The sequence below is a fragment of the Rhizobium sp. AAP116 genome (genome assembly GCF_001295785.1).
GTDB lineage: Bacteria > Pseudomonadota > Alphaproteobacteria > Rhizobiales > Rhizobiaceae > Allorhizobium.
This window is the reverse complement of the sequence record NZ_LJIB01000002.1, coordinates 334629-358160: the sequence shown is the minus strand read 5'-3', so window position 1 is coordinate 358160 and position 23532 is coordinate 334629. Positions and strand designations below refer to the sequence as shown.

Sequence of the window (23532 nt, the reverse complement as noted above, 5' to 3'; positions counted from 1 at the left end):
GCAAAATCAACCGACGATCAGTTCTGTCCACTTCTGGTTCAGCCAGTCCGACTTGGTCTGGTAGAGGTCGTAGCGCGGCGTGATCGGCTCGATATCCGAGGAGACCGAGGCGAATTCGGCATCGGTCAGGTCGAGCAGTTCGCGCTTGACCGTCGGGGCCGTGCCGACCTTGCGCGACAGGGTCGCCTGGATGGACGGCTGGCACATGTAATCGATGAAGACATGTGCTTCCTCGGTCTTGGCCGAAGCGCGCGACAGGGCCCAGCAGCCTGAGTCCTGAATGCCACCTTCCTTCGGGAAGGTCGAGCGAACCGGCTGGCCGTCGGCAGCGGCAAGGCCCGTGACATCGTGGTAATACTGACCCATCGGGATTTCGCCCGACTTCAGCGACTGCTCGAACTGGGCTTCGTCACGGTACCAGAGGCGCACGTTCGGCTTCACTTCCGCAAGCTTCTCCAACGCCTTCAGGATGCCTTCCTCGGTGTCGAGGGCATTGGTGCCGCCGAGATAGGTCTTGGCGGTCACTTCCAGCAGGAAGGAGTTGGAGACGAGCGCGAGCAGACCGAGCTTGTCGGCATTTGCCGGATCCCACAGCGCTTCCCAGGAGGTCGGAGCGTCCTTATAGACATCGGTGTTGGTGACGAGCGTGATGTACCAGGCGACAGCGCCGACGCCGGCCACGCGTCCATCCGGATACTTGTTGACGAAGCGGTCGATCAGGCCCGAGGCATTGCTGATCTTCGCCATGTCGATCGGCGCCCAGAGCTCGGTCGCCTGGCCCTTGAGCATGGCAACCTGCGACATCATCGAAAGGTCAGCCGGTGCCTGGCCAGCCTTGGCGGCCTGTTCCAGCTGCACGAGCCAGGCTTCACCCGTCGGCTCCGCGATGGATTCGACGGCAATGCCGGTCGCCTTGGTGAATTCAGGGAAGATGTTCTTGTCGAACGAATCCTTGAAGTAGCCGCCATAGACGCCGATCTTGATCGACTTGTCCTGGGCGCGCAGGATCGACGGCATGGCGAGAGCGCCGGCAACGGCGGCCGAGCCGGCGAGCACGCCGCGGCGGCTGACGGAAGTGGAGAGAATGTCTTTCATGGTCCTGTTCCCTTGTTGTGGTTGAGGCGTGTTCGCCCGTTCGTCTGCATCCGTTGCCGGACGGCAGGAGCCGTCCGGGATATCGACCCTCAGTGCCCCTTGATGGCCGGACTGTAGACCATCAGGCTGAGGATTTCGAAGAGGATTTGTGCGCCGACATGCGCGGTATTGTGGTTTGCGTCATATTGCGGCGCGACTTCCACCACATCGCCGCCAACAAGGTTCACACCCTTGAAGCCGCGGATCAGCTCCAGCGCTTCGCGCGATGTCAGGCCGCCCACTTCCGGCGTACCGGTGCCGGGTGCCACGCTCGGATCGAGGCTATCGATATCGAAAGAGAGGTAGGTTGGGCCATCGCCGATAACGGCCTTGGCCTTTTCGATGATCGCGGGAATGCCCAGACCATTGATCTCCTCAGCATGAATAACGGTCATGCCGGACTCGTAGGAGAACTCCCAGAGATATTCCGCAGGTCCTCGAATGCCGATCTGGATCGTTCTGACAGGATCGAGCACGCCGTCCAGCACCGCGTTGCGGAACGGGCCACCATGGTGGAATTTCGTCTGGTCGAAAGCGCCACCCGTGTCGCAATGGGCATCGATGTGGATCATGCCGACGGGGCCATGCTTCTTGGCAATCGCCTTCATGATTGGATGGGTAATCGAATGGTCACCGCCGACGGAAAGCGGCAGCACGCCTTGGCTGACCAGCTTGGTATGATAGGCCTCGATATCGTCATGGCTCATCTCCAGGCGATAGCGGCTGGAAAAGGGCACGTCACCGATATCGGCGACCTTGAGATCGAAGACCGGGGCGCATTCGAGAACATGGTTGTAGGGGCCTATACGGTCGATCGCCCGCAGAGCTCGGGGCCCGAAGCGCGATCCCGGACGGTTGGTGACGCCAAGATCCATGGGCACGCCGACGATCGCGACATCGAGATCGCTGACATCCGGATTGCGCTGGTCAACCTGGCGATAGGGTGCGGACACGAAAGTCGGCACGCCGGCATAAGGGGCAGCACGCGTACCGTTCGAGAAGATCTTCTCGCCTACCTTGGCAAACTTCGGATCGAAGATCTCGCCGGCTTTGTCGTTTCCGTATTTCTCGCGCAGCGCCGCAAGGCGCTTTTCATCGAAAGTCATCTGGCGTTCCCTGTTAGTGAACGATGAGCAGTTCATCGTCCATTTTTGCGGCACGATCTTGGCATGCCTTTATTGTGAGCATTAGCCCGCAACAGACTTGGAAAATCAATTCACGATGTTATAGCAATCGATGTGAGAAAAATTCACGGATGCTGAACCCGTCATGGCAAGCCGCCTGCCCCCGCTTAACCCCCTTCGCGCCTTCGAGGCCGCCGCTCGCCGCGGCTCTATCTCGGCTGCTGCGCGGGAGCTGAGTGTGACACATGGCGCGATATCGCATCAGATCCGTAGCCTGGAAGAAACGCTCAAAACGGCTCTTTTCGAGCGCGGCGGCAAGCGGCTGAAACTGACGCCCCAGGGCGCCCTGTTGCTGCCGGCCGTCACCCAGGCCTTCGACGGCATTGCCGCGGCCACCGCCTTGATGAACCGCCCCTCGACCAGCGGCAGCCTGCGCATCTCCTGCGTGCCAGCGCTACTCTCGCTCTGGCTGGTGCCCCGCCTCGGCTCCTTCGTCGATCGCTATCCGGAAATCAGCCTGACGCTGACCTCCAGCAATGATTCCAGCCTGATCTATTCGCCAGACATCGACATCGCGATCCTTTATGGCGCGGGCGGCTGGAAGGATTGCTGGACAAGGCTCTGGAGCACCTTCGAGCTCTTCCCCGTCGTCAGCCCAACCCTGCTCAACACGCGGCCGCTGCGCTCGACCCGCGATCTGCGCGACCACGTGCTGCTGCATGGCGATGACGGCCGCGAATGGCGAAGCTGGCTTGCAGCCGCCGACGAACTCGATATGCCAAAGGCTAGAGAACACTTCATGGGCGATGCGCGGCTCTCGACCGAGGCTGCCCGTTTCGGCCAAGGCGTGGCGCTCGGTGACAGCATCACGGCGTCCAGCCTGATTGCAGCCGGCGAACTCGTGATCCCCTTCGATCTCGCAGTGCCAGCACCGGATGCCTTCTATGTCGCGGCTCGCAATGATGTGCGCGCGGCCCCCATCGCCAAGGTCTTCATCGACTGGATCTTCGACATGATCGAGACCGAGCGCGCCGCCCAGCCGCGCCCGGCAAGCCGCCCTTCGGGACGAGGTCTGCCCTCGACCCGTAAGCGCAACACCAACACCACTGCCGTGCTCTCGGAAGAGAGCTGATAACACCGAGGACAGAGACATGCCCGCCGCCCCCTTCAATCCGCTCGTTGCAGATCTCTCGGCCCCGCCCGTTCCCTCGGTCTTTGCCTGGGCGCGCGCCTATGACGGCGCGAGCGGCCCGATGATCGACTTGAGCCAGGCCGTGCCCGGCTATCCGCCGCATCCCGATCTCTTCGCCTGGCTGGCCGAGGCCGCTTCCGCCCGGGCGAACGCCGGCTACGGCCCGATCGAAGGCGAAGGGCCGCTGCGCGAGGCCTATGCGGCAGAGGTTTCGGCCGTTTATGGTGCGCCGGTTACGGCCGAGAACATCCACATCACGGCAGGCTGCAACCAGGCCTTCATGGCAACAGTCTCAGCGATTGCGGGAAGCGGCGATGCGGTGGCGCTGACGGATCCCTTCTACTTCAACCAGGAAACCACGCTGGCGATGATGGGCATTCGCCGCGAGCTCATTCCGCTCGATCCGGCCACCGGCTTCGTGCCCACCATCGAAGGCATCGAAGCGGTCCTGGCGAAGGGCGTCAAAGCCGTGGCACTGGTGTCACCGAACAACCCGACGGGCGCCATCTATCCGGCGGACCTGCTGCGCCAGGCCTTCGAGGCCTGCCGCAAGGCCGGTGCTTTCCTCATTCTCGACGAGACCTATCGCGACTTCCTCCCCGGCGAAGGCCGCCCGCATGATCTGTTCTCGGTCGAAGGCTGGGAAGAAAACCTCATTCTCCTTTACTCCTTCTCCAAATCCTTCTGCATTCCCGGCCATCGGCTTGGCGCGATCACCGCCGGCGCGCGTGCCGTCTCGGAAATCGCCAAGGTCATGGACAACCTGCAGATCTGCGCGCCTCGTGCACCGCAGGCGGCCGTCGCAAAGGCGATCCCGGCGCTGAAGGCCTGGCGTGACGACAACCGCATCGAGATCTTGCACCGCGCCGAAACGCTGAAGGGCGTGATGGCCAAACTTCCCGTCTGGAAGATGGACTCGCTCGGCGCCTATTTCGCCTTCATCCGCCATCCCTTTGCGGGCCAGGACTCTGCTTATGTGGCGGAAAGGCTGGCGAAGAAGGCCGGCGTGCTCTGCATTCCCGGAGCCTATTTCGGCGACGATTGCCAGGACTACCTGCGCTTCGCCTTCGCCAATGCCGACAGCGCAACGATCGAAGGTCTGGTCTCCCGTCTTTCGACCTTCAAGCTGGACTGATCACGGATGAAGAAGAGTGTGGCGATCATCGGCGGTGGCCCGGCGGGCCTGATGGCGGCGGAACATCTCGCCGGCAACGGCCATGTCGTCACCGTCTACGACGCCATGCCGACGGTCGGCCGCAAGTTCCTGCTTGCCGGAAAATCAGGACTGAACATCACCCATGCCGAAGACTATGCGCGCTTCGTCACCCGCTATGGTGCGGCGAATGACCGCTTACGCTCCGTGCTCGACCTGATGACGCCGGAAGCCATCCGGGTCTGGGCAGACGATCTCGGCACGGAAACCTTCGTCGGCTCTTCCGGCCGCGTCTTCCCGAAAGTGATGAAGGCCTCGCCCCTGTTGCGCGCCTGGCTGAAGCGACTGGAAGCGACGGGCGTGACCATCCTCACCCGTCACCGCTGGACGGGTTTCGACGGAGATGCCCTGCTTTTCGAAACACCAGAGGGTCAGAAGCACGTGATCGCCGACGCCACACTCCTCGCCCTTGGTGGCGCGAGCTGGCCGAAGCTCGGTTCAGATGCGGCCTGGGTACCACTGCTGGAAGCAGAAGGTGTCGATATCACACAGCTCCGCCCGGCCAATTGCGGTTTTGATTGCGATTTCTCGGAAAGCTTCAACACGCGCTTCTCTGGCCAACCGGTGAAATCGGTGAAGGCCACCTCGGCAACGGGCACCACCCAGGGTGAATTCGTCATCAGCAAGGGCGGCATCGAAGGCAGCCTGATCTATGCCCATTCGGCAGCGCTGAGGGACGCGCTCGACCGGGATGGCCATGCCGAGCTTATCCTCGATCTCACGCCGGGGCGCACGACCGAGAAGCTGGCGACGGACTTCGCGCGTCAGGACCGCAAGGCAAGTTTCTCTACCCGCCTGAAGAAGGCCGCCAATCTCGACGGCGTGAAGATCGCGCTGATCAGAGAGGTCACCCCTGAGGCCAACCGGCTCGACCTCACCGAACTGGCAAAACGCATCAAGGCCCTGCCGCTCGCCGTCAAGCGCCCGCGTCCGATTGCCGAGGCAATCTCGACGGCAGGGGGCGTCTCATTTAACGCAATCGACGCGCACTTCATGCTGACATCACGCCCCGGCACTTTCGTTGCCGGCGAAATGCTCGACTGGGAGGCGCCGACGGGCGGCTACCTGCTAACCGCCTGTTTCGCGACAGGGATTGCTGCGGCAGATGGCATCAACCGCTGGCTGGAGACACCAAACGACTGACCCTCAGCGGCTTGCCGTCTTGTGCGAGGAACCCGGCTTCCTGAACTCGACAGTGGTCTTGGCGACCGGGATGCCGAATTTTGTGACCAGCGCCGTGTTCAGCACCGTTCCATCCTCGCGCAGCACCATCTTGTCCCAGAAGCGGACCTTGTTGCCCTGGGTTTCCGGGCTCAGATAGACGAGATAGTTGAACCGAGCGACTGCCCCGTTGAGCGTCACTTTGGTCTCGCCGATCACGTCCTCGCGGGTGCCGCTATAGGTGTTGGGGCTGGTCTTGGTGAAGCGCCAGGTCTTGCGGTCCTTGGTGCCGTCGTCGAAGACGAAGTCTTCGCGCAACGTCAGCGTCTTGCCGTCCCAGTTTCCGGTCAGATCCACCGTAAAAGTCCGTTTGACGCCATTGATCGCGCGGAAGGAACCGACCGCTTCCGTGCGACCGACGAAGTAGTCCTCGAACGTGAACTTGTCCGCCGCCTGACCAGCGGTGGGCAGCAGGCTCATGGCGAGCCCGACAAGGGCGAAAGTGAGCTTCGGCATGATTGGCGTCTCCATCATTGGCGTTGTGCAAACCACTACGCACCGGATGGACGGCCGGATTTTGCCCGGCACGGCAAACATATTCGTGAAGGCAGCCCAGGCACCGCCTCAAACGAATTCAGCCGTTATCGCGCTGATAGATCCAGTCGTGGTCAGGATGATTCTGGAAACGCCATTTGCGCAAGGGGCCGGCCATGACGTTGAGATAATACATCTCGTAGCCATGCGGCACGCCGCAGGGGTGATGCCCCCTAGGCACCAGCACCACATCCCCATCAGACACCGCCATGGTTTCGTCCAGCGAGCCGTCCTCTGTGAAGACACGCTGGAAACCGAAGCCTTGAGCCGGGTTGAGGCGGTGGTAATAGGTCTCCTCGAGATAGGTCATCTCCGGGAAATTGTCCTCGTCATGCCGGTGCGGCGGATAGGACGACCAGTTGCCGGACGGCGTGAAGACTTCGGTCACCAGCAAGCTGTCGGCCACATCGCGATCTTCCATGGCGATCGGGTAGATATGGCGCGTGTTGGCGCCCTTGCCGCGATCGACCAGCGAAATGCCCTCAGGCCCGATCTGCTGTGCCTCGCGGCCGGGCATGGCAGGTGCCGTGCAGATGGCGAGCACGCAGTCAGTGGTGGCCTTGGCCGACCAATCGCTGCCGGCAGGCACGTAGGCACAATGCGGCGGGGTCTTCTCGAACACCGACATGCGCTGGCCGAGTTCACCGAACGCCTTGCCTCCACCAGAGATCTCAGCCTTGCCTTCGACGAGCACGAGAATGACCTCCGTCTCACCCGTCTGCTCGCCAGCGCTTTCGCCCGCCTTTAGATGGTAGAGCCCGAAGCCGACATAGCCCCAGCCGGCACTGGCGGGGGTAATGTCATGCACTTTGCCGGATGTGCCCGAAGGCTTGCGCAACAGATCGGCCATTCCTCGTCTCCCGTGATTTTATGCTCAGTCGGCGTCAGCCCGTTCGGCTTCGGCTGCAATCCGCGCCCGTTCGGCCTCTGCCTTGGCTTCGGCCTTTTTCATCGTGTGATCATACATGAACAGCAGTTCGTAGCCGGCATAAAGCCCGGCCACGATAAAGACCATCGCCCAGCCGGTCGCACCGTTCGAATACTCCACCCCGGACCAGGCCAGCGGCAGCACGACGCAGAGGATGCGGCGATAAAGCGGCTTGAAGAAGGGATGAGTCGGATCGAGGATCTGGAACTTCAAGGCTTTGCTCCCGGCAGTCTTGTGAGTGGGTCGCATGCAATAGAGCCCAAATCCGCCTGCTGTCAAAACACGGGGCGAAGATTAAGCCCCCGCCCCGTGTTCAATTCAGATCAGGCCGGCATCCTTGGCGAAGCCCTTGAGCGATTTCAGGCCGAGGCTCTGATACTCTAGGGGATTGCGCACATCCGGATCCTGCTCGGCCTCGATGACGATCCAGCCCTCATAACCATGCTCGGCCGCGATCTTCAGCACCGGCGGGAAGTTCACGCCGCCTTCGCTATCGCCGGGAACGGTGAACACGCCGCGACGCACGCCTTCGAGGAAGGAGAGTTTTTCGTTACGCACCTGATCGGCGATGACGGGGCGGACATTCTTCGCGTGGATATGCCCGACGCGTTGCATGTATTTTTTCGCAATCGCTTCCGGATTGCCGCCGCCGAAATAGCAATGGCCGGTGTCGAGCAGCAGCTTGGCATGCGGGCCCGTATGCTCCATGAGCTTGTCGATCTCGGCTTCGGTCTCGACCACCGTGCCCATGTGGTGGTGGTAGACGAGCGAGATGCCTTGGCTCGCCGAGAATTCGGCCAGCGCCTCGACGCCGGCGCCGAACTTGGGCCATTCGGCATCGGACAGAACCGGACGGTCGGCAAGGGCCGTGTCGTCGGCGCCATGGATGGCGTTCGAGGTTTCGCAGACGATGATGACCTTGCAGCCCATGGCCTTCAGCACATCGAGGAAGGGCTGCATGGCGGCCTTTTCTTCCTCGATCGTGTTGGTGAGCAGGTTCAGCGAATGCCAGCCGGACACGAATTTCAGGCCGCGCGGCTCGAGAACCGACTTCAGTCCGGCCGGATCGGTCGGCAGCTTGTGGCCCTTCTCGATGCCGTCGAAGCCGATCTTGGCGGTTTCGTCCAGGCACTGTTCGAGGCTGATATGGGCGCCGAGGCGGCGGTCGTCGTCGTTCGACCAGGCGATCGGGTTGGTTCCGAAAAGGATCATGATCAGGTTCTTTCCTTCAGAGCCGCTTCATAGGCAACGCGGGCTTGATTGACTTCGGCGCGGGCCGAGACTTCCGGCACCGCGACATCCCACCAGTAGCCGCCGGCCCCGGTGGTCGGATAAGGATCGGTATCGATGACGATGACCGTCGTCTCGGTCGCCTCGCGGGCGGCATCGAGGGCTGTTTCCAGCTCTGAGATCGACGACACCTTCTGGGAGCGCGCGCCCATCGACGCGGCGTGGGCAGCAAAATCGATGCCGATCGGGCTGACATTCGTATGAGCGTAGAGATTGTTGAACTGCGCGCCGCCGGTGCCCATCTGCAGCCGGTTGATGCAGCCGTAGCCCCTGTTGTCGGTGATCACGAGCGTGATCTTCACGCCCATGCCGACAGCGGTTGCCAGTTCCGAATTCATCATCATGTAGGAGCCGTCGCCGACCATGACGATGACGTCGCGATCGGGTTCGGCCATCTTGATGCCGAGGCCGCCAGCGATCTCGTAGCCCATGCAGGAGAAGCCGTATTCCATGTGATAGGAGAGCGGCAGCTTCGACTTCCACAGCTGATGCAATTCGCCCGGCATTGTGCCGGCGGCGCACATGACGACCGTATTGTCGCGCGAGGCACGCTGCACGGCACCGATCACCTGCATGTCGGTCGGCAGCGAATTGCTGTCCGTGGGTGCTGCCGTCACGGCATCCGCCTTGGCGAACCAGGAGGCCTTGAGACCGGCATCGGGTGCGGCATACGTGTGATCGCCGAGCGCCGCCGAGAGCTTTTCGAGGCCGATCTTGGCATCCGCCACCAGCGGGATCGCATCATGCTTGGCGCTGTCGTAAGCCTGCACGTTGAGCGCCAGGATCTTACGGTCAGGGTTCTTGAACAGCGCCCAGGAGCCCGTGGTGAAATCCTGGAAGCGGGTGCCGACACCGATGACGAGGTCGGCCTTTTCGGAAACGACATTGGCGCTTTCGGCACCGGTGACACCGACAGGGCCGAAGTTCAGACCATGATCCCAGGCAAGCGCCGACTTGCCGGCCTGCGTCTCGACCACTGGGATCTGGTGCTTTTCGACAAAGGCCTTCAGCGTGTCGGTGGCGCCTGCAAAATGCACGCCGCCACCCGCGACGATGACAGGGTTTTTCGCAGCCTTGAGTGCTGCAACCGCCGCTTCGAATTCCACGACATCCGGCTCCGGACGACGGAAGCGCCAGGTCTTGCTTGCAAAGAAGCTCTCCGGATAGTCATAGGCCTCGGCCTGGACATCCTGGCAGAAGGCAAGCGTCACAGGACCGCAATCGGCGGGATCAGTCAGCGTGCGCATGGCGCGCGGCAGCGCGGTCAGGAGTTGTTCCGGCCGCATGATCCGGTCGAAATAGCGGCTGACAGGGCGGAAGCAGTCATTCGCCGACATCGTGCCGTCGCCGAAATCCTCGATCTGCTGCAGAACCGGATCCGGGCCGCGATTGGCAAAGACATCGCCGGGGATGAAGAGCACCGGCAGGCGGTTGACATGCGCGAGTGCCGCAGCCGTCACCATGTTGAGCGCGCCAGGGCCGATGGAGGAGGTCACCGCCATGGCGCGGCGACGGCCGAGCTGCTTGGCATAGGCGATCGCCGCATGCGCCATCGACTGCTCGTTCTGGCCGCGATAGGTCGGCAGTTCCTCGCGGATGCCATAGAGCGCTTCGCCGAGACCGGCGACATTGCCATGACCGAAGATCGCCCACATGCCGGCAATGTAAGGGACACCATCCTCGTTCATCTGGTTGGCGAGGTAGCGCACCATCGCCTGGGCGGCGGTCAGCCGGATCGTCTTCATGCTTTTCCTCCCTTGGCGGAAACCGCCTTTTGGCGTGCCGCATCCCAGATCGCGCAGAGGCTCTGGTAACGGGCCGCCATGTCCTCCACGGCCTGGGCGTCATTGATGCTGCCGGCGAGCCACTTGCGGGCGGCGTCACCGAAGATGGTGCGGCCGACGGCGAAACCTTTGACCAGATCGAAGCCGGCAGCAAGCTGGAAGCTCTCCTCAAGCTCCGCCTGCGGCGCATCAAGGCCGAGCACCACGATGCCGCGCGTGTTCGGGTCATTGCGTTCGATGGCGTCGCAGGCATTGGCCCAGGACGCCGTGGTCTTCATCGGCTCCAGCTTCCACCAGTCGGGATAGACGCCGATTTCGTAGAAACGCTCGATGATCTTGGCCACCGTCTCGTCATCGCAGGCGCCGACCTTGGAGGGGATGACCTCGAGCAGAAATTCGAGCCGATTGCGGCGGGCGGCATGGAAGAGCCTGAGCACCGTCTGCTCCTGCTCCGCCTTCATTTCGGGCGTATCATCGGGGTGATAGAAGGCGAGCACCTTCACCACATGATCGACAGGCCATTCGACCAGACCACCGAAATCCGGACCGATTTCCGGCTCCAGCGTCAGCGGACGCGAACCCGGCCATTCGACGGGACGACCGATCCACAACCCCGTGCCGGCAGCGCGGTAGAGCGCATCGCGACCGAGACGGCTGTCGCAGAGCAGGCCGTAACCGGAATTGCCGTCGGAGACCTTCAGCGCCGCATCGAGGCAAAGGTTCTTGAAGGCGCCGATCTTCTCGTCCGAGACGCCTGTTTCCTTCGCCATGGCTTCGAGCTGCATGCGATGATCGAAGGCAAAGACCCGCATCGTCGACCAGTCATTCTTGCGGTTGGTCGACCAGTGCACCTGCTCCAGGGCCTCGTCCTTGCGCAGCGCCTTGTTCTGGATGCCAGTGCGGAAGAAATACTGCAGCTCATCCCAGCTCGGATAGGCCGGCGTGCAGCCGTGGCGCGAGACGGCAAAGGCGCCGCAGGCATTGGCGAACTTCAGGCTGGTCGGCCAGTCCTGGCCGGTGAGCCAGCCCTTCAGCAGCCCCGACATGAAGCCATCGCCGGCGCCCAGCACATTGAAAACCTCGATCGGAAAACCCTGGCCGGTCTGGCCGGCATCGAGACTATCAGGGATCGCACCGTCAAAGACCACGGCGCCCATCGGGCCACGTTTGCAGACGAGCGTTGCCGAGGAGACCTTGCGGACAGCCTTCAGCGCCTCGATCGTATCGGTCGAGCCGCCGGCAATGTGGAATTCCTCTTCGGTGCCGACGATCAGGTTGAAGAGATGCAGCGTCGACTGCAGCTTCGCGGTGACCTGAGCGGACTCGACAAAGCGGCTTTCGCCATCGCCATGGCCGGCAAGACCCCAGAGGTTCGGGCGGTAGTCGATGTCAAGCGCCGTCAGACCGCCCTTTTCGCGGGCGATCTTCAGCGCCTTGAGCACGGCAGCTTCCGTGCGCGGATGCGACAGATGCGTGCCGGTCGCACAGACGCAGCGCGCCTCGGCGATGAAATCCGGATCGATATCCTCTTCCGACAGCGCCATGTCGGCACAGTTCTCGCGGTAGAAGATCAGCGGGAACTGGTGTTCGTCGCGAATACCGAGCAAGACAAGCGCGGTCAGCCGCTCCTTGTCCGTCTTGACGCCCCGGACATCGACGCCCTCGCGCACCAGCTGTTCGCGGATGAAGCGGCCCATATGCTCGTCGCCGACGCGCGTGATCAGCGCCGACTTGAGGCCAAGACGGGCCGTACCGGCTGCAATATTGGTCGGCGATCCGCCGATATACTTGTTGAAGGAGGCCATGTCCTCCAGCCGACCGCCGACCTGGGCCCCATAAAGGTCCACGGAAGAGCGGCCGATCGTGATCAGATCGAGCGAAGCCAAGCGATGTCCTCCCTGTGATGCGGGATCTAGCGCCCCGCCTCGAAACCACTCCACGATTTGGAACGGCCATGTCTAAAAATGGACTATAAATTCTATTTTTCAGAATTTCAATACGGACATTCAGGCTTCCTGTCGCGCAGTCCCGACGGCGACGGAAAGCGTGATCGCCAGACAGAGCGTGGCCGACAGCGACCGGAACGCACCAAAGTCGACTTCCGAAACGGAGAGCAGAGTAGCCCCCATGCGGCGCAGTGGACTGACCACCGTATCGGTGACCGCAATGACCGGAACGCCGCGCGCGCGCACCTGCTCGACCAGCTCAAGCGTTTCGGCGGAATAGGGAGAAAAGGTGACGGCGAGCAGCGCATCACCCGCCTGGATCGCATGATGGTTGTCGAGCCGACCGACCACACTGTGCAGCATCGCCGGTACACCCATCTTCTCGAAGGCATAGGCCATGTAACTTGCCACCGGAAAGGAGCGGCGCAGACCGATGATGTGGATCATGCGCGCTTCGGAAAGCTGCCTGACCGCCACCTCCATTGCCTGCGGATCAACGGTTTTGACGAGATTTTCGAGAGAAAGCCGCCCCGCCTCGACAAATTCGGCGAGAAGGGCGGAGGGCGATCCCTCGGCCTTTTCCCTTAAGTGCTGCAGGCGCGTCGAATAATCCGGCCAGCCGCCGACGAAGCTTTCGCGAAACAGCTTCTGCATCTCCGAAAAGCCTGTGAAGCCCATGATCTGGCAGAAGCGCATGAAGGCCGAAGGCTGCACGCCCGCCCCTTCCGCCATCTCGGCGACGGTAGAGACCGCAATGCGATCCTTGTTGGCGGCGACATAGTCGGCGCATTGCTTGAGCCGCTTGGGCAGGCTGCCGGAAACTTCCAGCAGCCGATCTTCAAAGTCCTTGATCGTCTGCGGTCCGCCGATTTCGTTCATTCGTTTTCCTACCCTTACCCCGTGACACTGTCCCGCTTGACAGAAACCGTATCAAGATCTAGCAAAATAGAACATATATTCCAAAACATGGCCTTGGCCAGCGTGAAATGGAACATCAATCAGGCGCCTCCGTCAGGAGCACCCAAAAGCACATCACAATCGCCGCCCTTTGACGAGGGACCAAGGCGCATAGGGAGGAAACGAACATGGTCACGAGACTAGCACTTCTGGGCGCCGGCCGCATCGGCAAGGTGCATGCCAAGGCAATCGCCGAAGACAAGCGCGCGAAACTGGTCGCCGTTGCGGACGCCTTCGCGGACGCCGCAAACGCCATCGCGGCCCAGACCGGCTGCGCGGTCAAGACGATCGAGGAGATCGAGGCCGACAAGGATATCGACGCCGTCATCATCTGCACGCCGACCAACACCCATGCAGACCTGATCGAGCGCTTCGCCAAGGCCGGCAAGGCGATCTTCTGCGAAAAGCCGATCGATCTGGATGTTGCGAGAGCCAAGGCCTGCCTCGAGACCGTGCGCGCCGTCGGCGGCAAGGTCATGCTCGGCTTCAACCGCCGCTTCGACCCGCATTTCCAGGCAGTCCGCAAGGAGATCGACAAGGGCTCGATCGGCAAGGTCGAGATGGTGACGATCACCAGCCGCGATCCGGGCGCGCCGCCGGCCGAATATATCAAGGTCTCCGGTGGCATCTTCCGCGACATGACCATCCATGACTTCGACATGGCGCGCTTCCTGCTCGGCGAAGAGATCGAAACGGTCCAGGCCTCGGCTTCGGTTTTGGTTGATCCTGTCATCGGCGAACTCGGCGATTACGACAGCGCCTCGCTGATCCTGACGACCAAGAGCGGCCGCCAGGCGATCATCTCCAACTCGCGCCGCGCGTCCTACGGCTACGACCAGCGCATCGAAGTGCACGGCTCGCTCGGCTCGGTTTCGGCTGAAAACCAGCGCCCGGTCTCGATCGAAGTCGCCAACAAGGACGGTTATACCCGCCCGCCGCTGCACGACTTCTTCATGACCCGCTATACGGCAGCCTATGCAGCCGAAATCTCCGCCTTCATCGACGCGCTCGACAACGGCACGCCGATGGCGCCCTCGGCCGAAGACGGCCTGATCGCTCTGGCGCTGGCCGACGCTGCCGTCAAGTCCGCCAAGGACAAGTCGGCGGTTACCGTTACCTACTGACAATCAAGAGCTCCCGCGGGACCGAAAGGTCGCGCAGAATGGAAACGCCGCCCGAACCTCCTCGGGCGGCGTTTTCCGTTTTGACATGGGTTCAGCAAAACCGGCTCAGACCGCCAGCTCGCGCCGCTCGATCTCGGTCAACATCGCCAGATCGAGGATCTTCTGCAGGTTTGCGGCATGCCGGAAGCTCGGCTCCTGCCCATAACCTGAGCGGATCGCCGTGATGAACTTCTGATAGTTTGTCTCGACCGGATCGACCTCGATCTCCCGCCAGACGGCCTTTTCGACATCCTCCTGCAGGCAGGCCCTCAGACTAGACCCGTCGAGGCGGTGGATGACTTCGAGCGCGCCCTTGTCGCCATGGACACGAAGGCGCAACTCGTTGAGATGACCTGTCGCCCAGCGACTGGCGTGAACCACGCCCATCGCGCCGTTCGTAAACTCGGCGGTCATGGTGAAGCTGTCATTGGCGTCGAGATCGTATTCGCCGATCCTGTTGCCGGGCGCCTTCTCGAAGGTCTTCAGACGCGCGAAGACATGATCGATATCGGTCGCCGCACCATAGCCGGCAAAGTCCAGGATATGGATGCCGACATCTCCGAGCACGCCATTCGAGCCGTGCTTGGTGGAAAGCCGCCACAGCCACTGGCTCTCTGTCGACCAGTCGCCCCAGGCCTTGGAGACGAGCCAGCTCTGCAGGTAGGAGGCCTCGATATGGCGGACCTTGCCGATCTCGCCACCGATGACCATCTGTCGTGCCTTCTGCACCTGGGCGACATTCCGGTAGGTGAGGTTGACCATGTTGACGAGGCCGGACATTTCCGCAGCCGTCGCCATCTCGTCGGCCTTGGCATAGTTTTCCGCCAGGGGCTTTTCGCACATGACATGTTTGCCGGCAGCGAGAAGCTTCAACGTCGTCGGGTAATGGACCTTGTCCGGCGTGACATTCGTGACGGCATCGAACTCACCCCAGGCAATCGCCTCGTCGAGCGAGGTGAAGGTATTAGGAATATTATGCCGGGCGGCAAAGGCGCGCACCGTCGCCATGTCGAGATCAACAGCCGCGACAAGCTGCACATCGGTGATGATCGAGAAGTTCATGGCATGGGTATTGGCCATGCCACCCGTGCCAAGGATCAGCAGGCGTATCGGGGCAGTGCTCATTTGTAGCCTTCCTCACCGGCCTGATGCAGGCGCGGGCCACGTTCCGTGATCGGCTCCAGCGCCTGCTCGACCGGGACATTTGGCGCATCATGCACTGCCACGTAGCGCGGCATCGGATTATACGCCCACTTCACGCCATTGCGAAGGACCTGCTGGACGGTCGCGTCGTGATAGGTTGGATAGGTTTCGTGACCGGGGCGGAAGTAGAAGATGTTGCCCGCACCGCGGCGCCAGGTGAGGCCCGAGCGGAAAATCTCGCCGCCGGCGAACCAGGAGATGAAGACCGTTTCCAGCGGCTCCGGCACCGAGAAGAACTCGCCATACATCTCTTCGTTTTCAAGCACGAAGTTTTCCGGGATGCCGGCTGCGATCGGATGGCCGGGATTGACGGTCCAGATCCGCTCGCGCTCGCCCGCCTCACGCCATTTGAGCGCGCAGGGCGTGCCCATCAGCCGCTTGAAGGGCTTGGCGAAATGACCGGAATGCAGGACGAGAAGGCCCATGCCTTCCCAGACACGGCTTGCGACCCGCTCGACGATCTCGTCGGAGACATCGCCATGCGCCTTGTGGCCCCACCAGACGAGCACATCGGTCTCGGCCAGCCGCTCGACGGAAAGCCCGTGCTCAGGCTCCTGCAGCGTCGCCGTCGTCGCCTCGATATCCGGATCCGTATTCAGCGCGGCGGCAATCGTCGCATGCATGCAATCGGGATAGATCTCCCGGACGATGGCGTTTTCCCGCTCATGAATGTTTTCGCCCCAGACAACCGTTCTGATCGTCATCTGCATTCTCCTTGGTTAGAGCCAGCCAACCGGCCTTCAGAAAAGCCTCAACGAGGCCCATCGTTCCGTCAGACGTAAGAAGGAATCGGAACAAAACTAGGGCAGCATCAGGAATATTTGAAAGCGGTTTGGTCGACGATTTTTGCAGGCGCTTGGCCCGGTGTCAAAAGAGATTTATGAGTATCTTCGAGCAATTTGTGCCAAAACGAGCGGCGGAAGTTCAGCACTCCGATTGCTGAATTTTGGAAGCGTTTTTACATTGCCTTGCAAGAATTGTCAGCATGCAGGATCGCATGACATAAGCATACAAATGGCGATCTTGCCGTAACGGTGTGAACGACACGGATGAAGCTCAAGGAATTTGCCAAAGAGATCGGCCTGTCACCGACGACCGTGAGTCGCGCCTTGAGCGGTTATCCGGAAGTCAACGAGGCGACACGCGCACGGGTGATGGAAGAGGCAGCCCGCCTCGGCTATCGGCCGAACATCAATGCCGTGCGCCTTGCGACCGGCCGCGCCGGTGCCATCGGCGTGGTGATGACCAAGGCTGGTGACTATCAGTTCTCCGAATTCCTCAGCGGCATGGCTGATCGCCTGAGCGGCGAGGATATCGACATCCTCATTACGCCCATGGCGGAGCATGCGCCCGGCGACGAGCTGCAGCTTTACCGGCGACTTGCCGAAAGCCGTCGCGTCGATGCCGTCGTTGTCCACTCGCCACGCTCCAAGGATCCCCGCATCGCGCTTCTGCACCAATTGAAGCTCCCCTTTATCGTGCATGGCCGCTCCGCCACCGAGGTCCCGCATGCCTGGCTCGACATCGACAACGAAGGCGCAGTCAGGCGGAGCACGGAACACCTGCTTGACCTCGGCCACAGGCGCATCGCGCTCCTGAATGGTCGAGAGGGCCTGACGTTCACGCTGGATAGACTGGCTGGCTACAAAGCCGCCCTCGCCGAACGCGGCATCGACTATGATCCGCAGCTCGTCACCCATGGCAGCTTCACGGACGAGATCGGTTTTCGCTTCGCCCGCTCCGCGCTCGAACAGCGACCGCGCCCTACAGCCTTCGTCGCGGGTTCGATGATGACGGCGCTCGGCGTTTATCGCGCGGCCCGGTCGAGAAACCTTGTCATTGGACAGGACATTTCTGTCATCGCCCATGACGACGTCTTTCCGTATCTGACCGCCGAGAACATGGCCCCTTCTCTCTCGACAACCCGCTCATCGATCCGCGCCGCCGGAAGTCGAATTACGGACCTCCTCCTGCAAATGCTTTCGGGATGCGAGGCAACGGATGTGAAGGAGCTCTGGCCGGTGGAACTGATCCTGCGCGAAACCAGCCGGCCCGTTCCGAAGGATGCAGCCGAATGACCGGTCCTCACCGCAAACGGATCGTCGTCATCGGCCACATCAACCATGACCGCATCTGGCGACTGACTGAGCCACTGCGTGCCGGTGGACGGATTGCCTGGTCATCGCGGGAGACACGCCTCGGTGGCGGCGGATATTTCACCGCTCGCAGGCTGCTCGATCTCGGACACGATGTGGCGCTGCTTTCGAACCTGATGGACGATGCGCATGGGGAGGACGCGCTTGCCGAATTGAAGGAAGCCGGCTTCGACACGACGCTGATCGCGCGGCGTGACGGCCAAACCGATTTCGCAGATATCATGCTCGACCCCACAGGCGAGCGGACCATCCTTTCCAGCGAGCGACGCCTCTCCCGGACCTTCGTGCTCGATCGCGCAATTAAGGCCGATGCCTTCTACGTCAACGCGCCGAAACTGCCAGACGCCATCCTCACCTCCCTGAACCGTGCGCCCCTCGTCGTCTCGCAGTTTCCACTCCGCGAGGGCGAGGTCCGTCCCGCCGATATCATGGTCGGTTCGAAAGCAGACCTGCCCGGCACCCCAATTGCTGAAGTCTGGGTCATGGCACGCAGGCTCGCGACAGAGCGGCTCACCCATCTCGTGATGACGGACGGCCCGGCCGCAATCTCGGTCTTTGACGGAAATATTGAGACCCAGGTTTCCCTGAGCCGCCGGGTCACCGTTCGCGACACCATCGGTGCCGGCGACACCTTCAGCGGCAGTCTTATGCACGCCCTGCTGGGCGGGAAAAACGCCGTTGAGGCGAGCCAGCTTGCCGGCGACGAGACAACCGCATGGCTTGAGAAGCGTGAAGCCTAGACGCGATCTGCAACAGAAAAATCAATATCATAACATCTTTATTTGACCGTCCTGCGGGAACTTCCTGACCATCCTCCGAGTTGCTGGGGCGCCAAACGGAGGAAGGCATGACTGAAGCCGATTTCACCTGGAACGTGCCCGTCGAACTGGAACTGCCCTGTGGGCTGACGCGCCGTTTTCTCAATGCATATGATGCGCTCGATTTTCTCGATGCGGAGTGGCCGACGAGACGCGGCCCTGCTTATGAACGCGCCTTGCGGCTTTGCCGCAAGGCCCTGCGGGGCACTCGTGCAACGGAGCTGGCACGCAGCGCCTTCATCGCGGCGGCAGATGAAGCGGGCATGCGCCAGTGTTCAAACCCGCAAAAGCAAATGGTGAGCTTCCTGCCGAGAGCGAGACCCGCCGTCGCCTGACATTCCGGAGCAAATGAATGACGCGCGCGGGCGGGACGGGCAGTTGCATCCGCCCTGCTCGGTATCCCTTTCGAAGGGCAGAGCCGCTCAGGCGGCTCCCGAGGTCAGCACCGCGATCGTCTGCCCTTCCATCAGCTCCCGCAGCAGGATGCCTTCGGCGGCAACAATCTGCCGATCAGACAAAACGTCAGTCCAGCCATGCCCTGCGAGCGCCTCAGGCAATTGCACGACGGTATCCCCCCAGAACTGCTCCGATGACACCCCCTCGCCCTGCTGAAGCATGGCGACCGGTAGGCGACAGGCGACGGTGATCACCGCGACGCCGTCATGCACTCGCGCAAACGCCACGGCCTGCGACTGGCGGGGGCCCGCGATCGTCAACGGCAGATACCGCCCCTGCAGGAACAACTGGGGATACCGGTTGCGAAGCGACAGACCGCGTCCGATGACCGCTTGTTTCAGCCACCCCTCGGCCAGTGCGCGTGGGTCGCCAAAGGAAATCGGCGCCGTGGGATCGAAAGCGGACAGGGTTTCGAAATGTGGCGGACGCCGATTGTCGGGATCGACGAAACTGAAATCGAGCGCTTCGCTTCCCTGATACATGTCGGGAACGCCCGGTGCGGTCAGTTTGATCACGGTCTGGGTGAGGCCATTGATCAGACCCGCCCAGATCAGCGGCTGGATGTCGCGCACGAACTCGTTGATGAATTGAGGACTGTCGAGAAGCAGCGTCCGGACATAGTCCTTCACGGCAGTCTCATAGGCTTCGTTCACCGCGTTCCAATTAGTCCTGAGCTTTGCCTCGCGCAGGGACTTCTCCACGAAGGCCGAGACACGCTCGGCAAAATCGGCAATGCCTTCGCGGTCGTCCGCCGTGAGATCGACTGGCCAGTGGCCGATCAATGCCTGGAAGATCATCCACTCGACCTCGGCTTCGGGCGCGGGCTTGCCATCTACCTCTGCGACGGCACCCCGATGCGCCTTGCGCCAGCCGTCGATCAGGCCTGCAAAGCGGGGCGCATCCTCGGCAAGCGCAAAGAGACGCGCGCGGGCATCCTCGCCGCGCTTGGTGTCATGGGTCGAGGATGCGGAAAGCCCCGATGGCTGCGTCTGCGCACGCCGCTGCATCTCGGCATGAAAGTGTTCGAGTCCGCCCTCTTCCGGCTCCAGTTCTCCGCCGACCTCGTTCAAGGCCAGGAACTCGACATGGCGGAAGAACAGCGTGTCCTCGAGCGACTTTGCCATCAGCGGCCCGGTTAACTGCTGGAAGCGGCGACGGAAGAGATCGGATCCGACGCCCCCACCTTCAAACCACCCTTCGCCCTTCAGGAGATCGGCGATGGACCAGGCCGCATCGGCCGCCGTCTCGTCCAGCCGAGCTTTTGCTTCGCTCAGCACCTGATCAACGAGTTGCCGATCTTCGGCGCTCATGTCTCCCTGCGCTGCATAAGTCCGATAGCGGGGGAAGGCGAGAAGGAGCTCTTCCAGGGCCCGGCTTATCGTCTCCTCGTCGAGCCCGAGCAGTTCGCTGCCAAGTTTGACCAGGGCCGTTACCTCGCCGGCGAAATTGACCCGTATCATACGAAGCTTCGCCTCGCGCATCTTGTCCGCAACGGGCGTCTGTGGCCCCGCGATCGCGGCATAGGCCTGACGCATGCCGAAGAAGCCCGCCGGATCGAGCAGAACCGACACCTGTGCCGCGATGAATTCGTAGCCGGTCGAGCCCTGCACCGGCCAGCTCTTCGGCAGATCCTCTCCCGGTGCCAGGATCTTTTCGACATAGATTGGAACGGCCTGCCCGACAGCGTCGCGCAACTGCTGCAAATAGCGGCCGGGGTCTGCGAGACCGTCGATATGGTCGATGCGCAATCCGTCGACCTGGCCGGCTTCAACCAGCTCAAGCACCGTCCGATGGGCAGCCTCAAAGACATCCGGGGCCTCAACACGCAGTCCGACAAGACCGGCGATTTCGAAGAAGCGCCGATAGCTGAGGCCCTTGGCGGCTTCCGTCCAATGCATCAGGCGAAAGGGCTGAAGGTCGTGGAGAAAGAGCAGAAACTCTCGCTCCTCAGCCTTCACCTGGAGCTCCTCAAGCAACCCATCGCAGCCATGCTCGCGGCAAAGCGAAACGACGGCTTGATGGAATTCGACCTCCTCACCGGCTTTCGCCTGGCGCCCAAGATCGGAGAGGGGCGCGGCCAGCGGATGCTCACAATTGGCGAGAGCGGCCGGATAGGTAGATGGGTTCAGCGGGTAGAGACTGTCAAAATAGGCGAATGCGAGGCCCCCTCGGACAGGATCGAGCGCGAGCGAGACCTCTCCATCCACCACCGCCTGCTCGAAAGGCTTGCCGAGAAACGGAAGCGTCAGCCGCTGGCTCCAGTCGATGTCGAAATAGTGCCCATAATTACTTGCCTCGCCCCATTCGATGACGCTGCGCCACCAGGCGTTTTCGAGACTGGCCGCCATATGGTTTGGCACGATATCGAGAATCAGGCCGAGACCTTCGGCCTTCAACGCGGCAACCAGACGTTCGCCCCCCTCACGACCACCAAGCACGGGATCGATGACATTGGCATCCGTGACGTCATAGCCGTGTGTCGATCCATCGGTCGCGGCAAACACGGGCGACGCGTAGAGATGGGTGATGCCGAGGCGCTTCAGATAGGGCACGAGCCCGATGGCGCGGTCGAAATCCATGCCGCCGCGAAACTGCAAACGGTAGGTCGAAACGGGAAGAGGCATGCTGGCATCCTTGGGAAGTGGCTTTGTCCGACCCGGACCAACGCCTGCCAGCCTGCCTTGTTCCCGCCGTCCCAGTGGATCCGGGATCCTCAGTGGAGGTCGAATTCTCCGTCCACCTTGCGCCATTCGTTCGGCCCGATCAGCCGCTTGTGGCTGAAGCGCACGGAATGCAGGTCGCCATCCAAATTGGTCCGCCAGAAATCATCGTCGGCAAGCTGCGCGAGAAGCCCGACTTCGCCTATGGCTGGAACGCCCAGACTGGCGACTATGGCGACCTCTTTGCGCAGGGCGTCATTGATCCCGCCAAGGTGGTCCGCACGGCGCTGCAGGATGCAGCCTCCGTTGCCGGCCTCCTGATCACCACGGAGGCGATGATCGCCGGAAAGCCGAAGAAGGAGGCAGCCCCGGCGATGCCGGCAGGCGGCATGGACTTCTGAGCTTTCGAAGATCTATGAAAGAGGAAGAGGCCGCTCCAGAGGGCGGCCCTTTTGCTATTTGGGGCGAGAACGCTCAGGCCGCGAGCGCAGCCGGAACGGGGCTGAGGCCCTCGAAGGTCGGCCGAGCGATATAATAGCCCTGGATCAGATCCACGCCGAGATCCGTCAACATCTGAAGTTCGCCCGCAGTCTCCACCCCCTCACAGACGGCGGTAACGCCAAGTTCGCGCAGCATGTCGAGCGTACGGCTGACAACGATCTGCTTCACGCTATCGGTGTCGATGCCGCGGATAAGATCCATGTCGAGCTTCACCAGATCTGGCTGGAATCGGGTCAGAAGGTTGAGGCCGGAATAACCGGCACCAAAATCATCGATCGCCGTCTTGAAGCCGATCTCGCGATAGCTTCTCAGGATATTGAGGAGATGCGCCGTGTCGAGTTTCTCAACCTCGGTGAACTCGAAAATGATGCGGTCGAGCGGAAAATCCGTCCGCCGCGCGGTCTCGAGCGTCTGGCGAATGCAGGCACGCGGCTCGTACACGGCATTCGGCATGAAATTGATCGACAGATGCGGCATCCGGTCCCGAGGAAAAAGGCTCGCGGCCAATTCGATGGCGCGTACCCGACATTGCTGGTCGAAAGCGTAACGATTGTCGGGATCGACCAGCGAGAGCACCGATACGGCACCGCTGCCATCAAGGCCACGAACGAGTGCCTCATGGGCGAAAACTTCACGACGCCGGGTGTCGATGATCGGCTGAAATGCCATCGAAAATCGCGACTCGAAGGCGGTCCCATTTTTGCAACCCTGGCAGGTCATCGCGGCTCCTGAATTATGCTTCTCAACCAAAACACAACCGTCTTAAGGAAGCTTGAAAGCTGCTACGCAACCAGTTTCCGAGGAAGCAACCGTCTTGCTCCGTTATTCATGACCTTTTTTGGATTGCTGATTTAACCAATCGAGATAATCGAATATCTTCGAACATGAGGCTGATTCGAAAAAGCCTCACGAGCTAAATGACTTAGCTGGGGATGCGGACATGAGGGAACAGACCGATATCGAGACCTGGGCGATGGTCAGGGCTCAACAGATCGTCATGCAGCACGGCGCAAATCTGGTCGTCGCGGCGCAGAGACTGGACCACAAGAAGACTACCGCAAATACCTACGCGCTTCGGACTGCGATCATGGCATCGCTGATCGAAGCCATGAAATCGCCGTCTGCAGACGCGATGGCATCCATGGACGCACAGGCCTGAGACGAGGCCCGAGCAGCCGAATGGGAACGTACTCAGTTCGCTTCCCCAAGGTCGACGGAAGTGCTGGCTCACCTTGATCGCAGCAGTCAGACA

The 23532-nt window shown here is 61.6% G+C and carries 21 protein-coding genes and 2 pseudogenes; 9 read left to right on the top strand and 14 right to left on the bottom strand.

Going from position 1 to position 23532, the window contains the following annotated elements; translation table 11 throughout:
* Nucleotides 1-6 precede the first annotated feature (6 nt).
* Both IP85_RS01690 and speB read right to left on the bottom strand, forming a co-directional pair.
* Entirely contained in the window at nucleotides 7-1017 is a 1011-nt protein-coding gene (locus IP85_RS01690; RefSeq protein WP_245280791.1) for an ABC transporter substrate-binding protein, read from the bottom strand.
* Between the two features lie 167 nt (nucleotides 1018-1184).
* Complete coding sequence (gene speB / locus IP85_RS01685; RefSeq protein ID WP_054147916.1) at nucleotides 1185-2240, bottom strand: agmatinase; 1056 nt, start codon at nucleotides 2238-2240, stop codon at nucleotides 1185-1187.
* Nucleotides 2241-2403: 163 nt separating this feature from the next.
* Between speB and IP85_RS01680 the strand changes: the two genes are divergently transcribed.
* From IP85_RS01680 to IP85_RS01670, 3 genes are read left to right on the top strand one after another with little or no spacing between them, the layout of a single operon-like run.
* A complete protein-coding gene (locus tag IP85_RS01680; protein ID WP_054147915.1) occupies nucleotides 2404-3390 on the top strand; it encodes a LysR substrate-binding domain-containing protein in 987 nt (328 codons plus the stop codon).
* 19 nt (nucleotides 3391-3409) lie between these two features.
* Nucleotides 3410-4585, top strand: a complete 1176-nt coding sequence (locus IP85_RS01675) for an aminotransferase (protein WP_054147914.1) — start codon at nucleotides 3410-3412, stop codon at nucleotides 4583-4585.
* A gap of 6 nt (nucleotides 4586-4591) precedes the next feature.
* The gene (locus IP85_RS01670; protein WP_054147913.1) at nucleotides 4592-5806 is read left to right on the top strand and encodes a TIGR03862 family flavoprotein; all 1215 of its coding nucleotides are present in this window, start codon (nucleotides 4592-4594) and stop codon (nucleotides 5804-5806) included.
* A 3-nt stretch (nucleotides 5807-5809) separates the two neighbouring features.
* On the opposite strand, the gene IP85_RS01665 is transcribed toward IP85_RS01670, so the two are convergent.
* The 7 genes from IP85_RS01665 to IP85_RS01635 all read right to left on the bottom strand — a co-directional run bounded on the left by IP85_RS01665 (nucleotide 5810) and on the right by IP85_RS01635 (nucleotide 13245).
* Nucleotides 5810-6340, bottom strand: a complete 531-nt coding sequence (locus tag IP85_RS01665) for a DUF3833 family protein (RefSeq protein ID WP_197277973.1) — start codon at nucleotides 6338-6340, stop codon at nucleotides 5810-5812.
* Nucleotides 6341-6458: 118 nt separating this feature from the next.
* Complete coding sequence (iolB, locus tag IP85_RS01660; RefSeq protein ID WP_054147911.1) at nucleotides 6459-7268, bottom strand: 5-deoxy-glucuronate isomerase; 810 nt, start codon at nucleotides 7266-7268, stop codon at nucleotides 6459-6461.
* 24 nt (nucleotides 7269-7292) lie between these two features.
* Nucleotides 7293-7559 carry a hypothetical protein gene (locus tag IP85_RS01655; protein WP_082347545.1) on the bottom strand — a complete coding sequence of 89 codons (267 nt, stop codon included), beginning with the start codon at nucleotides 7557-7559 and terminating at the stop codon, nucleotides 7293-7295.
* Nucleotides 7560-7664: 105 nt separating this feature from the next.
* Nucleotides 7665-8558, bottom strand: coding sequence for a myo-inosose-2 dehydratase (gene iolE, locus IP85_RS01650; RefSeq protein ID WP_054147909.1), 894 nt, complete (start codon nucleotides 8556-8558; stop codon nucleotides 7665-7667).
* A 2-nt stretch (nucleotides 8559-8560) separates the two neighbouring features.
* A complete protein-coding gene (gene iolD, locus IP85_RS01645) occupies nucleotides 8561-10381 on the bottom strand; it encodes a 3D-(3,5/4)-trihydroxycyclohexane-1,2-dione acylhydrolase (decyclizing) (RefSeq protein ID WP_054147908.1) in 1821 nt (606 codons plus the stop codon).
* Nucleotides 10378-12306 (bottom strand): 5-dehydro-2-deoxygluconokinase, encoded by a 1929-nt coding sequence (gene iolC / locus IP85_RS01640; protein ID WP_054147907.1) that lies wholly within the window; start codon nucleotides 12304-12306, stop codon nucleotides 10378-10380. Before iolC ends, iolD begins: the two co-directional genes overlap by 4 nt.
* Nucleotides 12307-12426: 120 nt before the next feature.
* Entirely contained in the window at nucleotides 12427-13245 is an 819-nt protein-coding gene (locus IP85_RS01635) for a MurR/RpiR family transcriptional regulator (RefSeq protein WP_054147906.1), read from the bottom strand.
* Between the two features lie 206 nt (nucleotides 13246-13451).
* Here IP85_RS01635 and iolG point away from each other — a divergent pair, with 206 nt between their 5' ends.
* Complete coding sequence (iolG, locus tag IP85_RS01630; RefSeq protein WP_054147905.1) at nucleotides 13452-14447, top strand: inositol 2-dehydrogenase; 996 nt, start codon at nucleotides 13452-13454, stop codon at nucleotides 14445-14447.
* Nucleotides 14448-14552: 105 nt separating this feature from the next.
* On the opposite strand, the gene IP85_RS01625 is transcribed toward iolG, so the two are convergent.
* Both IP85_RS01625 and IP85_RS01620 read right to left on the bottom strand, forming a co-directional pair.
* Entirely contained in the window at nucleotides 14553-15611 is a 1059-nt protein-coding gene (locus tag IP85_RS01625) for a Gfo/Idh/MocA family oxidoreductase (protein WP_197277972.1), read from the bottom strand.
* Nucleotides 15608-16393: a ThuA domain-containing protein gene (locus IP85_RS01620; RefSeq protein WP_054147904.1), complete on the bottom strand. Its 786-nt coding sequence runs from the start codon at nucleotides 16391-16393 to the stop codon at nucleotides 15608-15610. Before IP85_RS01620 ends, IP85_RS01625 begins: the two co-directional genes overlap by 4 nt.
* Before the next feature lie 345 nt (nucleotides 16394-16738).
* Here IP85_RS01620 and IP85_RS01615 point away from each other — a divergent pair, with 345 nt between their 5' ends.
* From IP85_RS01615 to IP85_RS01605, 3 genes are all read left to right on the top strand, one after another.
* The gene (locus tag IP85_RS01615) at nucleotides 16739-17767 is read left to right on the top strand and encodes a substrate-binding domain-containing protein (RefSeq protein ID WP_054147903.1); all 1029 of its coding nucleotides are present in this window, start codon (nucleotides 16739-16741) and stop codon (nucleotides 17765-17767) included.
* Complete coding sequence (locus tag IP85_RS01610) at nucleotides 17764-18585, top strand: PfkB family carbohydrate kinase (RefSeq protein ID WP_054147902.1); 822 nt, start codon at nucleotides 17764-17766, stop codon at nucleotides 18583-18585. Before IP85_RS01615 ends, IP85_RS01610 begins: the two co-directional genes overlap by 4 nt.
* Before the next feature lie 107 nt (nucleotides 18586-18692).
* Nucleotides 18693-18998 (top strand): DUF982 domain-containing protein, encoded by a 306-nt coding sequence (locus tag IP85_RS01605; RefSeq protein WP_054147901.1) that lies wholly within the window; start codon nucleotides 18693-18695, stop codon nucleotides 18996-18998.
* An 87-nt stretch (nucleotides 18999-19085) separates the two neighbouring features.
* On the opposite strand, the gene treY is transcribed toward IP85_RS01605, so the two are convergent.
* Together treY and IP85_RS21810 are read right to left on the bottom strand one after the other, a co-directional pair.
* Complete coding sequence (gene treY, locus IP85_RS01600; protein WP_054147900.1) at nucleotides 19086-21743, bottom strand: malto-oligosyltrehalose synthase; 2658 nt, start codon at nucleotides 21741-21743, stop codon at nucleotides 19086-19088.
* Nucleotides 21744-21832: 89 nt separating this feature from the next.
* Nucleotides 21833-21946: pseudogene (locus tag IP85_RS21810) on the bottom strand (aspartate-semialdehyde dehydrogenase); the annotation flags it as partial.
* Between IP85_RS21810 and IP85_RS01595 the strand changes: the two are divergent.
* Nucleotides 21944-22180: pseudogene (locus tag IP85_RS01595) on the top strand (TCP-1/cpn60 chaperonin family protein); the annotation flags it as partial. The pseudogenes IP85_RS21810 and IP85_RS01595 sit on opposite strands and share 3 nt — an antisense overlap.
* A 73-nt stretch (nucleotides 22181-22253) precedes the next feature.
* Here the strand turns inward: IP85_RS01595 and IP85_RS01590 are convergent.
* Entirely contained in the window at nucleotides 22254-22949 is a 696-nt protein-coding gene (locus IP85_RS01590; protein ID WP_335622522.1) for an EAL domain-containing protein, read from the bottom strand.
* A gap of 271 nt (nucleotides 22950-23220) precedes the next feature.
* On the opposite strand from IP85_RS01590, the gene IP85_RS01585 reads away from it, so the two are divergent.
* Entirely contained in the window at nucleotides 23221-23439 is a 219-nt protein-coding gene (locus IP85_RS01585) for a hypothetical protein (protein ID WP_054147897.1), read from the top strand.
* Nucleotides 23440-23532 lie beyond the last annotated feature (93 nt).